The following is a 12,907-nucleotide window of genomic DNA, read 5'->3' on the forward strand; positions in this document are numbered from 1 at the left end:
CCGGATTAAAGGCGGTAAACTTCCGCATTGTCCTGAACCTCACGCAGCCCTTTATAAGCGGCGTGCCGCAGCTTCATGTCAGGCGTCCATTGGCGAAATTTGATTTCTGCAATCAACGTCGGCTGGACCCATACGACCCGCCGCTTCCCTAGATATGTAACTGGCGGCGCTTTCCGTCGCCACGATAGCTTGTCCATCATGGCCCGCAGATCGAGCGAAGCCCGCTCTTTGAATCCGGTTCCAACGCTACCCACGTAGCGCAGCTCGTCGCCATGGTAGGCCGCAAGGAGAAGAGACGCGAAGCCGCCGCGAGCTGACATTGACGGCTCATAGCCGACGATCAGGAACGCTTCCGACTGGACGCACTTGAGCTTGATCCAATCGCCGGTTCGTCCGGGCCGGTATTTGCTGTTTCGATCCTTGCCGACAATGCCCTCAAGCCCAAGCTGGCAGGCGTGATCGAGCAGGACGGCCGGATCAGCCTCAATCTCTTCCGATAGTCGGATTGCGCCCTCGAATCCTCGTAGAGTTTCTTCAAGCAAATGCCGCCGCGTTCGATATGGCTCATTCTGGAGATCATGACCGTCGAGATAGAGCAAATCGAAGGCCATGAAGATCGCGTTTCCGGCTGTTCCCAGAGCGTCGGCCGTCCGCGCCCAGGCTGTTTTGCAACGCGTTGAAGTCCGAGCGCCCTTCCGCATCGAGGACGACGCCCTCGCCATCCAAAATCATTGACGCCGGTCCCAATTCTCGCGCCGCGTCCACAATTGAGGGAAATCGGTTCGCCCAATCGTAGCCGCCTCTCGTGATCACCCGGATTCCGGCCGGTTCTGCTTGGATCGCGAGCCGGTATCCGTCCCATTTGATTTCCCAGAACCATTGCTCTCCTGAAGGAGGCTTTTGCTTCAGCAACGCCAGCGCCGGTTCGACCCTTAGCGGCATGGGATCGAAAGGCAGCGCCGGTTGAGCTGGATTCCGCTTCTTGATCGGGCGCGATTGCAGAGGCTCGCCGTCGGCCCGCAGCAACGGCTTGGATCGAGGGTGGCGAGGCGGCTTTGTCATGCTGCCATTCCAGCATCAATTCTTTTTAGAGTCTCGTATGAACCGCTTCGGATATCGACAATCCTCGCTGCGCAGTTAAAAGACACCTCGGAAAAGTAGAGGGATTTATCGTGAGAATGTTTCTCCACCTAGCACTAGCTCTGGCGTTTTATTCACCCGCATTCGCTGAACAGGATTCCCCCTCGACGCCAGAGCAAAGACAATTGCTTGCTGACTACATGCACAAACATTTCGCCTATCCCGAGACGATAAAGCAGGCCGAAATCTCGGGGATGCACACATACGACAACGGGGTTTCGGTCGTCTGCGCTAAATACTCTGTTGTGATTGGCAAGACCGAAAGGGTGCGGGTGCCTCAAAGGGCTGTAATGTTCGAAGTGATCGATGGCGGCAGCAACATGGAAATGACCGTTAGCTCTGGATGTGAAAAAGAATATTTTAAGTACATTCCATTTCCCGAAGCGGAGCTACCACGGAAGGGGTTTTGGTAACAAAGGCGCGAGCTGCCCGGTTTGCAGTTCCCCGTTAGACATGTGCGCTCTACGCTTCGTCAGATGGCTTCCAGTCCGGCGGCTCTTCCACAAACAGGCCTTCCTGTCTTAGGAATTGTTCCCACTGTCGCGCCATGTGCTCGAAAAGCTCGATGACAGCATATTTGGTGCCGTGAAGCTCAATGTAGGCCCACGCAAACATCCGGAAACCGGGTGGAGGCGGCTGATCGGGTATAAATCCAGGTTCGAACTTCACCGTGGAGCCTGTCGACATGTGCTCCATCTTCGGACCAAATGTCATGACGACATGTTTTACCGAGTTGGCTATCTGGCGGCATAGCTCTAGGTCAGGCAGTCGGATCGCATTCGTCGTAATGAAGCCTGGGATTACGCCATGCTTGCCGCGCCCCTTGCCCGTCAGGCGAAGATGAGACTCATCATCGATGGCATGCAACACCCAGTCGATCAAGTGGAACGCATCGACGGCGCAGTCGAATGCAGCGAACTGTACGGCTCGGCTGGACCCGCCGACCCGGAGGCGCTCGATATCGAACAACAGCTTTCGATAAAGGTCGATGGGCTCATCCAGGCCAAACGTTTTGGTGGGCTTTTCCATCAATGAGCCTCTTGGCGTTCAGCCAGCGCCCGCCTTTCAAGAAGGTGCTTCCTCGCGCCCGCGACCTTTTCTAGCAGATGATCGGGAGAGAACGGCTTCGTTACAAGGTCGATTGGCTCCGGTCGATTGCCTGTCAACAGCTTCTCCGGATGATTGGTGACGAATATCGCGAAGCAGTCCAAATGTCCGTAGAGCGCATTCACGAGATCAATGCCTGATGAGCCGTCAGCAAGGTCTATTTCCGTGAGAATGAGTTCTGGCTTTTCAGCAAGGGCCATGATGATCGCTTCCTGCTTTGACGTTGCGACGCCAACAACATCGTATCGAGCCCGCGTCAGGACCTCCTGCAGATCAAGAGCAATAAGACGTTCCGGCTCGACAATCAGAGCCCGGGGCAGTCCTGCGTCTTTGTCGGCCAGCCGCTTTCGAAGCGCAGCGTTCTCCTCCTCAAGCTCCTCGCGTTTCCGTGCAGACCGTCTGGCGAGTTCCCGATGTAGATCGGATAGCCGTTCGGCTTCTGCGGCCGAGGCCCGTTTGGTCGTCTCGATCTCGAAAAGCGCAGCATCGAGGTCTTTTTTTGAAACGAGCTTGGGCGACGGCAGCCCGCGAAGGACAATACGCAATCGCTTCTTCCACTCGTCCGCCTTTCCTTCCCAGGTCGCGGAGCTGCGGGCTTCTAAAGCCATTCCTTCGAAAGCGTCTCTAAACTCAGAGAGCTTGGTGTGATCGTCGATCCTCCAAGCTTGCTTCAGGCCCAAGGTTTTTGTCACGACATCGAACGGGACTTCCGGAGTGACGACGGGAAGTGTCTTCAACGCTCTCGACCAGGCCGCGCCCAATTCCATGAGGCAAAAATGACTTTCGAGATAGGACGGCGTTAGGAGCGCGAGAACGATAGCCGGTTGCTCCATCTGCTTCCGCATGTATTCGTTGAAGTCCTGCATCAAGGGAATGCTGTGCCCTGGCAGACTGGTGCAGAAAATATCAGCGTCCGGAACGCCTATCGCTTCCTTGAGGAAGTTCACCACGAGTTTTGCCAGCGCCACGTCTGCGGTAGCATGGCTGATGAAGACTTTGCCTATTGTGCTCACTGTTCGTCCTTCGATGGCTATCATGCCTCTGACTCGGACATATATACCTTAATGCCAAAATCGGCGCTCGCATCCACAAGGAACTTTGTTCTTGTCTTGTTCTCTCTCGCGGCTAGCGCTACGCTAACGACATGAGCCAATCGAGACTCTAGGCGATGCCCACAATGCAGGCTGGACGTTTACCGTTGACTGCCCGAACGGCACCATGGACACCGACAGTCCTAACCGGAAGGCGGCGACCCGTCGTTGGCACTTTGCTTGGAATTGCGCCGACGCGGCCAATTGCGCTGGAATCGCCAAACGGGTGAAGAGCGGGAGGCCTTCTAACCTTACCCAACCATGGACAGCGCCCATGTCGATGCTTTAGCGCAATAACTCGCCATGTCCTCAAGATCGACTGCCTCGTCAGGATTTCTCATAGATCGATGACGAAATCCGGCCGAAATCCTGATAGGTCGCGTTCGCCGCTGTAACCCCTTGGATTGCAAATTATTCTGGTCTTGTCAGCCATATAGTCGCGGAATTTATGGATGTGGCCGTGTATCCAAACTGAGGGGCGTCGCCGAGCGATCAAGTCGGACAGATCACTTCCGAATGCCGCATTGGTTACATGGCCAAAGAATCGGGCGTCAAAACTCTGGATGAGCGGTGCGTGATGCGTCACGACGAACGTGCGCCCGTCGAATGGCTTTTCCAGTTCGCGGTCAATAAATGATCGGCTCGCGATGTGGCGCTTAAGGATTTCGCGAACCGTGATCAGCCCGTTTTCGCCTGGGTGTCGCGCGTCGGATCGGAAAATATATTCGAAGTCTGCCATGAGGTGCGGCACCAGGCCGAAGGCTTTCGTCCTCCGTTCCTCCGGCGGAACATGCTCATCGTCTCCGACAGAAACCGCAAAGTCCGTCCACAACGTCGCGCCGATGAAGCGACAATCGGCCATTTCGATGCTTTGATTTTCGAGGAGATGGATATTGGTGCCCTCAATCTCGCGGCGTGCTCGATCCAGCGCAAGATCGATGCTGCCGTTATAATAATCGTGATTTCCCAAGACCAAGATGACGGGCATATGCCGCTCGATATCGCGCCGCAGATAGGCGATGCTCATCGAAATATTCTCTGAAATATCGCCTGCGCAGATGCAGACGTCTGCATCCTGAATGCGAAAGGGAGCGCCCCCGAGAGCGTCCATCGGAGAATAGTGAAGGTCACTGATGATCCAAGCTCGCATCATATCTTCCGTATAGGCAAAAAAGTCCGGGACCGCGCCGCAATTTCCGCGACGTTTCCTTGCCTCGTTGATTTCGATTTCCTTGATAGCCGCCGAATGTCGTCGCGCCGCACTATTGGCGCAAAACGTTCGTGCGTTTGGGGGCACCTGGCCAATACGGTTCTAATTGAGCCGCGTCCAAGGACTTTTCTTTTACAAGTGCATCCGCGAGCTTGAGTAGGGTGGGGCGCAAACCATCAAGCATGTCTCTCGCTCGTTGATACTGTTCTTGCAGAATCTCGGTAACTTCATCCCGGAGCGGCTGATCTTCCCAAAGTGTGACGACTGCCTCAATGTCGACGGAACCAGGAAGGAAATAAAGTGAACTACCGAAGCCATATTCCGTAACCATCTTGATTGCCAAGGTTGTCGCTTGCGAGAGATCGCTGTCCCGAGTGCCCGACGCCCAATTTGACCGGTGGCCCAAGACTAAGTCTTCTGCCGCCGCTCCAGCGAGATGCATCGTGATCATTTTGATGATGTCCCACCGTGTCGTGAACTCTCTGGCGGATATCTCCACTGTAGTCAGCCCGTTGGCGTCCATGACGGTCGCGAACCGATGCACGTTGTCATAGATTTCCACACGTTCGATTTTTCCGATAAAAAGAGCGTGTGCCACGATGGCATGACCGGCCTCATGAATCGCCACTCGGTGCAAAGTGGCTGCGTCGAGCGGCGCAGATACCTTTATCCTTGCCCTGACATCGTCGATGGTAACTGATCGATTTTCGCGACGCGCAATGCGCCGAGCCTCCCTTGCCAAGCGTTCGAGATCAGCCCCGCTTTTGCCTGGCAATCGGGCTCCAATTTCCTTGAGGGCGGCCTCTTCAGATAGGCTGGGAAGATGAAACGCAAGGATTTCTGAACGAGCTGCGGCGTCTGGTAAAGGAAATGAAACATGTTTTTCCAGCCGACCACTTCGCAACAGTGCGGGGTCGATTTTTTGTGGATGGTTGCATGCTCCAAGCACGACGACACCTTCTCGGTCTCCGATGCCGTCTAGACATTCAAGAAGGGCGTTGACAACCGTTGTCGAGTAAGTCTCGTGCTGCGACGGAAACTTTGAGCGATCACCGATGGAGTCGAACTCGTCGATGAACAACAGCGCAGGGGCATTTTCCCTGGCAGCCCCGAAGGCTTGGTACATTGCCTTCAGCATATCTCCCAGGTCGCCATCCTTAAAGCTCTGCCATTTAGAGATCGAAGCCGCCTCCAAATGCAGATCGCATTCTGCAGCGAGTGCGGAGGCAAATCGTGTCTTTCCAGTGCCGGGGGGGCCATAGAGCAAACACCCCTTATCTACCTCAGGCCAAGGCAACTTTCCTTCACGCCATTCCTGGATATCTCTTTTCAACTCCTTGGCCCACACGCCTGCTTCACCGAAGCCTTTCGACAAGTCGAGGTGCTGTGCGGGCCGGTCAATTGATTTCCTATGAGCATCCATGAGCCTTTCGGCTGCACGCTGTGCGGGTTGCCCGCGTCGGAAAATCGCTTCCATTCGTTCCGAAGGCTGCCGTGCGATCACTTCCACCTGCTCGTCGGTAAGTGCGCCACATCTTCGCAGCTCGCTGAGTGCGCGGATATGCCTGGCGTCGCACAACGTAAGCCGGTCACGAACTGTCGCTGCCAATTCGAAATCCTCGTGCACCACTGAGCCAGCCCGCGCGAAAATGATCAGTTTATCTGAAGCAAGGAGTTCATCTGCGTCGATCTCCCAACCCCGCTTGTGCTTCGACGTAGGGTGGAGGCAGATTTTAAATTGCTTCGCGTTGTTGAAGATTATCTTTGCGGCATCTTCAATGTCTGAAAGCAGCCACTGACTTGGAACACTCACCAAGGCGACGCACGACGGTTGTGACAAGCTGCCGATATTCCGTCGAACGAACTGAATAAGAGCGCAGTAGGCTAAGAAATCCACTGCAGACTTCGTCGCGATTGCTGAGTTGTCGTGGTTCGTTCTGATCTCACCAACAGACCGCGAACATTTCAAATTTCGCGACGCTTCCTGAAGTTTGTAAATGTACCGGTCAAGCTGGTCGGCGAGAGCCTTTTCCATTGGTGGTCTCCGTAACGTGAGATCAGATCAAAAGGCCATCGTCGAACCGATACCATCGGCTCAGCGTGCGAGCGACGCGCCGCTTTCGGTCCAGATAGAAAAGTTCGCTGGTGATACCCGCCCCGTCTTTGATTGTCGGGTGGCCATGCATTTGGCCGATCAAGCAGGGGACAGATCGACTCGTGAGGATGCAGTTCTTGATGATGACCGCGTCATTGACACCGGCAACGCCGCCGGGAGCGGCAACTCGTTCCAAATCTTCGACCAGCGATCTTAGTCTTGGGATTATCAAATCCGGTGGTGTGCCAAGCCATTTGTCAATCACGTAGATGCCCTCTGATTCGGCGGCGAAGCCGCTCAATGACAAGAACCAAACATGATTCGTGACTCATTTGCAAAGAAAATAGCGCAATTGCAAATATTATAACTCGTTTTTGTCAACGTTTTCTCTGGGCGCGTATTTAATTGACATTTCCTTGGCAGGATTGCTCAACCAGATGAATGGACAGTCTTCCGGACCTTCTCAGAGCTGCTCGTTGCCTGTTGGGTTACACCCAGACCGGGATCGAAGACCTACTCAAATTGAAGTTTCGGTCTGTCTACACGTTGGAAGCAGGGCGCTATAAGCTCACGCCGCGCTTCGCCCAGCTGCTCAAAGAGAAATATGAGGCGGAGGGCGTAGAATTTACGGACGGGGGCAGCGACTTCGGTCGCGGGATAAGATGGCGAGCGCCCGGCCGAAAGGACCCTTACAAGCGCGTCATGCTTCGTGCGGCAAGAGGTTTGGCCAACCTATCACAAGCGCAGTTAGCTGAAATTTCTGGCTTAGATAAAAGCTTCATCGCTCGGTTTGAACGCGATGATTTTGACGCCGTGAGCCCAGTGAAATTGATGCGATTGGAGGAAGCGCTCGGGAGTAAGAACGTCCAATTCACGTCGGAAACTCCGTCTTTCGGCGCAGGTGTTCGTTGGATTAAGCAGCCTGTCTAGTGACCAGCCGAAGCTTCCTTTCAACCGTGCCACTGACCAAGCCCTGCCGGGAGCTTTATCCGGCTTTGCCGGAGCGGTCGTCCGTTGGACGACTTATTTGCTAATTTAGAAAGACTGAACTTTGGCTTTAGTGATGAGGCAACGCCAGTTCAGTCTTTCTAAACCGTCGGCTAGCCGCCGAAAGCGGGCGTCCTTTGGACGACACTTTTAGACGCGTGCCGGGTGCATTCGAAAGCTGACACCAGTTGGAGCCCAGTGAGTACGTTTTTTCAATACCGGTTAAGCTCGCATTTCGACCTGCCGATCGCCCTTGCCCTGATGGCCGCGCTCGGCGCCATTCCTGCCGATGCCTTGTCGGATTTTGTCGTCGTCGGCGAACTCAACCTCGATGGGACGATCGCCGCCATATCAGGCGCGCTGCCGGCTGCGATCGGTGCCAATGCGCTCGGCAAGGGGCTGATCTGCCCGGCCGAAAGCGGCGCCGAAGCCGCCTGGGCGGGCTCGGACGTCGATATCCTCGCACCGCGCAGCTTGATCGCCCTTGCCAATCATTTCCGCGGCACGCAGGTCCTATCCAGGCCGGAAGCGTCGATCCGCGCCAATGCCGCAAACCTGCCGGACCTTGCCGAAATCAAGGGCCAGGAAAGCGCCAAGCGGGCGCTCGAGGTGGCGGCCGCCGGTGGCCATAATCTGCTGATGGTCGGTCCTCCGGGCTCCGGCAAGTCGATGCTGGCGGCAAGACTGCCGTCGATCCTGCCGCCGCTTTCGGCCGCCGAGCTGCTGGAGGTGTCGATGGTGCATTCGATCGCCGGCCAGCTCTCCGGCGGCAAGCTTTCCGATCGCCGGCCCTTCCGCACCCCGCATCATTCCGCCACCATGGCGGCCCTTGTCGGCGGCGGCCTGCGCGCCCGTCCGGGCGAAGCCTCCCTTGCCCATCACGGCGTGCTCTTTCTTGACGAGTTTCCCGAGTTCACGCCGCAGGCGCTCGATGCGCTGCGCCAGCCGCTCGAAGGCGGCGAATGCGTCATTGCGCGTGCCAATCACCGCGTCTCCTATCCGGCGAAATTCCAGCTGATCGCGGCAATGAACCCCTGCCGCTGCGGCATGGCCGGCGAACCGGGCCATACCTGCGCCCGCGGCCCGCGCTGCATGAGCGATTATCAGGCCCGCATCTCCGGCCCGCTGATGGATCGCATCGATATCCGCATCGATGTGCCGGCCGTCTCCGCCGCCGACCTCATCCGGCCGATGGCCGCCGAAACCAGCGCCGACGTCGCCCGTCGTGTCGCTCGCGCCCGCGAAATCCAGCAGGAGCGCTTCGAAAGCACAGGCGCAAAAGGCATCGGCACCAATGCCCGCTGCTCCACCTCGATGATCGAGAAACTGGCCGAGCCCGACGCTAGCGGCCTGCAGCTGCTCCGCGACGCCGCCGAGAAGATGAAATTCTCCGCCCGCGGTTACCACCGCGTGCTCAAGGTCGCCCGCACGCTGGCCGATCTCGACGGCAAGCCGACCGTCGGCCGCATCCATCTCGCCGAAGCCATCTCCTACCGCATCGCCGGCGAAAGGCTGACGGCGGCTGCGTGAGAGGCGCGAAGCGCGCCCGACAGTTTGTTGGCAGCTCATCCTTTACTCGGCGTCATCCTCGGCCTTGTGCCGAGGATCTGCTGCATATCAACTGGCTGCAGATGCTCGGGACAAGCCCGAGCATGACGAAAGAGGAGTGGGTCGGCTTTATCAGCAGCTCACAGAGCGCCGAAGCAGGCCCGATATCCTGCGAAGACGAGTGACCGGAAAAGCCCGGCCAAAGCTCTGCCTCAGCTCCCCAGCCCCTCGAACAGCGCCGTCGAGAGATAACGCTCGGCGAAGGAGGGGATGATGATGACGATGTTCTTGCCGGCGTTCTCGGGACGGATGCCGACCTTGATTGCGGCGGTCAGTGCCGCACCCGAGGAGATGCCGACCGGCACGCCTTCGAGCCGGGCAACCAGGCGCGCCTGTTCGAAGGCTTCGTCATTGGTCACGGTGACGACCTCGTCATAGATGCCGGTATCGAGGATCTTCGGGGCGAAACCGGCGCCGATGCCCTGGATTTTGTGCGGGCCGGGATTGCCGCCGGAGAGGATCGGCGAATCTGCGGGCTCGACGGCGATGATCTTGATCTCGGGTTTGCGGCTCTTCAGCACCTGGCCGACGCCGGTGATCGTGCCGCCGGTGCCGATGCCGGAGACGACGATATCGACCGTGCCGTCGGTATCGTTCCAGATTTCCTCGGCCGTCGTCTTACGGTGGATCTCGGGATTATCAGGGTTTTCAAACTGCTGCGGAATGACGGCGTCGGGAAGCGAGGACGCCAGTTCCTCCGCCTTGGCGATGGCGCCCTTCATGCCCTTTGGTCCCTCGGTCAGCACCAGCTCGGCGCCGAGCAGCGCCAGCATTTTGCGGCGCTCGACCGACATCGTCTCCGGCATGGTGAGGATCAACCGATAACCCTTGGCGGCGGCGGCAAAGGCGAGCGCGATGCCTGTGTTGCCGGAGGTCGGCTCGATCAGCACCGTCTTGCCGGGGGTGATCTTGCCTTGCGCTTCGAGGCCTTCGATCATCGCGACGCCGATGCGGTCCTTGACGGAGGCGATCGGGTTGAAGAATTCGAGCTTGCCGATCAGGTTCGCCACGACGCCTTTTTCCCGCGCCAGCTTGTCGAAGCGCACGAGCGGCGTGTCGCCGATGGTCTCGGTGATCGAGGAATAGATGCGGCCGCGGCCGGGCTTGTGCGACATGGATGCTCTCCCTTTGAAATCCTGCTCCTGAAATCGAGGGGGAGAATAGGGTCAAAGGCCCGTCTAGACCAGACCGCGTTCGACCTGGAGGAGCGATCAGGAGAGAAAAAAACCTTTGAAAACCGTTTCTTGCCGAATGTTTATTTCAGGCCGCCCGCGTGGCGATGAAGGCGGCCGTGCCGGCGAGGATGCCGGCCGCAACCCGGTTCAGCGCCTGCAAGGCCCGCGGCTCTCTCAGCATCGTGCGGGCTCGCGTGGCAAGCAGCATATAGGGCACGAGCACGACGATCAGCACGACGAAGGTCACGGCAAGCAGCATTGCATAGTCTGGCAGGCCGATATTGCCGATATCGATCAGCGTCGGCACCAGGGCGACATAGAAGAGCATCGTCTTCGGATTGCCGAGCGTCACCAGCAGGCCGGAGAGGAAGGATAGGCCGATATTGGCGGATTTCCGCGCCGCGATCTCCTGCGGCAACAGCCCCGCCGTCCAGAGTTTCCAGGCGATGTAGCCGAGATAGAGGACGCCGGCGATCTTGATGGCGATGAACACCTCGGTGAAGGTTTGCGCCACGAAGGCAAGGCCGAGAATGACCGCTGTGAGATAGGTCATGTCGCCGAGCACCAGGCCGAGGCCCATGAAGAAGGTCTCGCGGAAATTCGAGCCGAGCGCACGCGCGACGATTGCGGTAATCCCGGGTCCTGGAATGGCCGCGGCGATGAACAGCGCTCCGGCATAGGTCAGCAAGGCGGCAAGGCTCATGATGCGCTTCCTTCTTTTCCCCGCTGTTTTATATCCGGTGCCTGCAACCATCAATCCGCCGGCATTGATGGATGCATCACCGACAGGAATGCGTGGCCGTACCGGAAAGAATGCCCGGCCGCCGGCTGCCCATGACCTTGAAGAACCGCGAGCCTCCCGTATCTCTTGCGGGGAAGATCTCAGACGGGCACCCATCGTCACCTCGTCTTCATCAGAATGTCATCGCCGCCCTATCAGGTCCCCAATATCGCTTCGTCACCCAAGGAGAAAACGGATGTCCCGCACACAGGCCGAGAAGACCAGACTTGCGCCCCTGAAGACGCCTTCGGATCTGCCGACCAATGCCATCACCGATATTTCGGCAGCACTCACCGCGCTGCTCGCCGATGTCTTCGCGCTCTATCTCAAGACCAAGAATTTCCACTGGCACATGTCCGGTCCGCATTTTCGCGATTATCATCTGCTGCTCGACGAACAGGCAGAGCAGATCTTCAACATGACCGACGACATTGCCGAGCGTGCCCGCAAGATCGGCGGCACGACACTGCGCTCCGTTGGCCAGATCGCTCGCCAGCAGCGCATTTCGGACAATGACGCGGATTTCGTCACGCCCGAGGACATGTTGTCGGAACTGCGCCAGGACAACGCTCAGCTCGTTTCGCTGCTGCGCGAGGTGCATGACCTCTGCGACGAGCATAATGATGTTGCGAGCGCCAGCCTGATCGAGAACTGGATCGACGAGGCCGAGCGCCGCACCTGGTTCCTGTTCGAAACGACGCGCGGGCAGAAATAACATCGGCATCTCCCGGGCGTGCTTGCCATGCCCAGGCGTGCTTGCCATGCCCGCCCGGTTCTCAGCTCTCCAGCGCCCGCGACCGCAGCCACCGCGGCGTCCAGCCGAGATTCATGCCGGCGGCGGCAAAGAGAATGATCGCCGCACCTAATATCTGCATCGGCTGCAGCGCGTGGCCGAAGGCCAGCCGATCGACGAGGATCGCGGCGATCGGATAGATGAAGGACAGGGCGCCTGTGAGATGCGTCGGCAGCCTCTGGATCGCCCCGTAGAGCAGCACATACATCAGCCCGGTGTGGACGACGCCAACGGTAACCAGGATCGCCCAGGACCCAGCATCGCCCGGCGGATGAGAAAAGTCAGTCATCGGCGCCAGCATCAGCATGCCGGTTGCGACCTGGATGAGCGCGATCAGATGCGGCGGCGTGCCTTTCAGCCATTTCGCGGCAAGGGCGGCGAGCGCGTAGAAGAAGGCCGCACCGAGCGCCATCAGGATGCCGAGGCCGTAGCCGTCGAACGCCGCACCGCCCGCACCGGGTTTCGCCTGGACGATTGCCACCATGCCGGCGAAGGCGAGCGCCAGCCAGAACAGCTTGGTCGCGGTGATTTTCTCGCCGAGAAAGAGCGTGCCGAGCACCAGCAGCATGAAGGGCTGGGTGTTGTAAACCGTCGTCGCGATCGAGATCGTCGCATGCGAATAGGAGGCAAAGAGCAGCAGCCAGTTCAAGACGATGGCGATGCCGCCGAAAATCGCGATGCCGAAGGCGCGTAGCGTGATGATGCCGGGCCGTAGCAGCCCGAGAGCGCCGCAGATGACAAGCAAAGTCAGCGCGCCGAACAGGCAGCGCCAGAAGACCACGCCGCTGACCGGCTGGCCCGACATGACGACGAACCAGCCGATCGTCCCCGAGATCAGCATCGCCGCCGTCATTTCCGCGGTGCCTCTTTTGATGTCGCTGCCCATGATTGCCTCCATTTCGATGGCATAAGAATATTGC

Annotated in this window: 11 protein-coding genes and 2 pseudogenes; 4 read left to right on the forward strand and 9 right to left on the reverse strand. The window is 58.1% G+C overall.

What is annotated here, in order from left to right; translation table 11 throughout:
* Nucleotides 1-5: 5 nt before the first annotated feature.
* Nucleotides 6-1,062 (reverse strand): annotated as a pseudogene (gene ligD / locus HX898_RS09160) (non-homologous end-joining DNA ligase).
* Between the two features lie 110 nt (nucleotides 1,063-1,172).
* Here ligD and HX898_RS09165 point away from each other — a divergent pair.
* A complete protein-coding gene (locus HX898_RS09165; protein ID WP_180194506.1) occupies nucleotides 1,173-1,553 on the forward strand; it encodes a hypothetical protein in 381 nt (126 codons plus the stop codon).
* A 49-nt stretch (nucleotides 1,554-1,602) separates the two neighbouring features.
* On the opposite strand, the gene HX898_RS09170 is transcribed toward HX898_RS09165, so the two are convergent.
* The 5 genes from HX898_RS09170 to HX898_RS09190 all read right to left on the reverse strand — a co-directional run bounded on the left by HX898_RS09170 (nucleotide 1,603) and on the right by HX898_RS09190 (nucleotide 6,944).
* Nucleotides 1,603-2,169 (reverse strand): hypothetical protein, encoded by a 567-nt coding sequence (locus tag HX898_RS09170; protein ID WP_246697900.1) that lies wholly within the window; start codon nucleotides 2,167-2,169, stop codon nucleotides 1,603-1,605.
* Nucleotides 2,169-3,284 (reverse strand): TIR domain-containing protein, encoded by a 1,116-nt coding sequence (locus tag HX898_RS09175; protein WP_180194508.1) that lies wholly within the window; start codon nucleotides 3,282-3,284, stop codon nucleotides 2,169-2,171. The genes HX898_RS09170 and HX898_RS09175 overlap by 1 nt, the downstream gene beginning before the upstream one ends.
* Nucleotides 3,285-3,675: 391 nt before the next feature.
* Entirely contained in the window at nucleotides 3,676-4,491 is an 816-nt protein-coding gene (locus tag HX898_RS09180; RefSeq protein WP_348649448.1) for a metallophosphoesterase family protein, read from the reverse strand.
* Between the two features lie 109 nt (nucleotides 4,492-4,600).
* Nucleotides 4,601-6,583 (reverse strand): AAA family ATPase, encoded by a 1,983-nt coding sequence (locus HX898_RS09185; protein WP_180194510.1) that lies wholly within the window; start codon nucleotides 6,581-6,583, stop codon nucleotides 4,601-4,603.
* A 22-nt stretch (nucleotides 6,584-6,605) separates the two neighbouring features.
* Nucleotides 6,606-6,944, reverse strand: coding sequence for a hypothetical protein (locus HX898_RS09190; RefSeq protein WP_210273095.1), 339 nt, complete (start codon nucleotides 6,942-6,944; stop codon nucleotides 6,606-6,608).
* A 140-nt stretch (nucleotides 6,945-7,084) separates the two neighbouring features.
* Between HX898_RS09190 and HX898_RS09195 the strand changes: the two genes are divergently transcribed.
* Both HX898_RS09195 and HX898_RS09200 read left to right on the forward strand, forming a co-directional pair.
* Nucleotides 7,085-7,573 carry a helix-turn-helix transcriptional regulator gene (locus HX898_RS09195; RefSeq protein ID WP_180194511.1) on the forward strand — a complete coding sequence of 163 codons (489 nt, stop codon included), beginning with the start codon at nucleotides 7,085-7,087 and terminating at the stop codon, nucleotides 7,571-7,573.
* A gap of 285 nt (nucleotides 7,574-7,858) precedes the next feature.
* A pseudogene (locus HX898_RS09200) lies at nucleotides 7,859-9,160 on the forward strand (YifB family Mg chelatase-like AAA ATPase); the annotation flags it as partial.
* Between the two features lie 230 nt (nucleotides 9,161-9,390).
* Here the strand turns inward: HX898_RS09200 and cysK are convergent.
* Together cysK and HX898_RS09210 are read right to left on the reverse strand one after the other, a co-directional pair.
* A complete protein-coding gene (gene cysK, locus HX898_RS09205) occupies nucleotides 9,391-10,353 on the reverse strand; it encodes a cysteine synthase A (RefSeq protein WP_003544751.1) in 963 nt (320 codons plus the stop codon).
* A gap of 145 nt (nucleotides 10,354-10,498) precedes the next feature.
* Nucleotides 10,499-11,116 carry a LysE family translocator gene (locus HX898_RS09210; protein WP_180194512.1) on the reverse strand — a complete coding sequence of 206 codons (618 nt, stop codon included), beginning with the start codon at nucleotides 11,114-11,116 and terminating at the stop codon, nucleotides 10,499-10,501.
* Nucleotides 11,117-11,390: 274 nt separating this feature from the next.
* On the opposite strand from HX898_RS09210, the gene HX898_RS09215 reads away from it, so the two are divergent.
* Entirely contained in the window at nucleotides 11,391-11,909 is a 519-nt protein-coding gene (locus tag HX898_RS09215) for a DNA starvation/stationary phase protection protein (protein WP_180194513.1), read from the forward strand.
* Nucleotides 11,910-11,970: 61 nt separating this feature from the next.
* Here HX898_RS09215 and HX898_RS09220 read toward each other — a convergent pair whose 3' ends face one another.
* Nucleotides 11,971-12,885: a DMT family transporter gene (locus HX898_RS09220; protein ID WP_180194514.1), complete on the reverse strand. Its 915-nt coding sequence runs from the start codon at nucleotides 12,883-12,885 to the stop codon at nucleotides 11,971-11,973.
* Nucleotides 12,886-12,907: the final 22 nt, after the last annotated feature.

It is taken from the genome of Rhizobium sp. WYCCWR 11128 (assembly GCF_013416305.1).
Taxonomy (GTDB): domain Bacteria; phylum Pseudomonadota; class Alphaproteobacteria; order Rhizobiales; family Rhizobiaceae; genus Rhizobium; species Rhizobium indicum.

What these genes read in the sequence shown, in the direction of transcription:
- HX898_RS09175 (WP_180194508.1), bottom strand. Translation starts at nt 3,284, where the DNA reads ATGATAGCCATCGAAGGACGAACAGTGAGCACAATAGGCAAAGTCTTC.
- HX898_RS09195 (WP_180194511.1), top strand. Translation starts at nt 7,085, where the DNA reads ATGGACAGTCTTCCGGACCTTCTCAGAGCTGCTCGTTGCCTGTTGGGT.
- HX898_RS09210 (WP_180194512.1), bottom strand. Translation starts at nt 11,116, where the DNA reads ATGAGCCTTGCCGCCTTGCTGACCTATGCCGGAGCGCTGTTCATCGCC.
- HX898_RS09185 (WP_180194510.1), bottom strand. Translation starts at nt 6,583, where the DNA reads ATGGAAAAGGCTCTCGCCGACCAGCTTGACCGGTACATTTACAAACTT.
- HX898_RS09170 (WP_246697900.1), bottom strand. Translation starts at nt 2,169, where the DNA reads ATGGAAAAGCCCACCAAAACGTTTGGCCTGGATGAGCCCATCGACCTT.
- HX898_RS09180 (WP_348649448.1), bottom strand. Translation starts at nt 4,491, where the DNA reads ATGATGCGAGCTTGGATCATCAGTGACCTTCACTATTCTCCGATGGAC.
- cysK (WP_003544751.1), bottom strand. Translation starts at nt 10,353, where the DNA reads ATGTCGCACAAGCCCGGCCGCGGCCGCATCTATTCCTCGATCACCGAG.
- HX898_RS09220 (WP_180194514.1), bottom strand. Translation starts at nt 12,885, where the DNA reads ATGGAGGCAATCATGGGCAGCGACATCAAAAGAGGCACCGCGGAAATG.
- HX898_RS09215 (WP_180194513.1), top strand. Translation starts at nt 11,391, where the DNA reads ATGTCCCGCACACAGGCCGAGAAGACCAGACTTGCGCCCCTGAAGACG.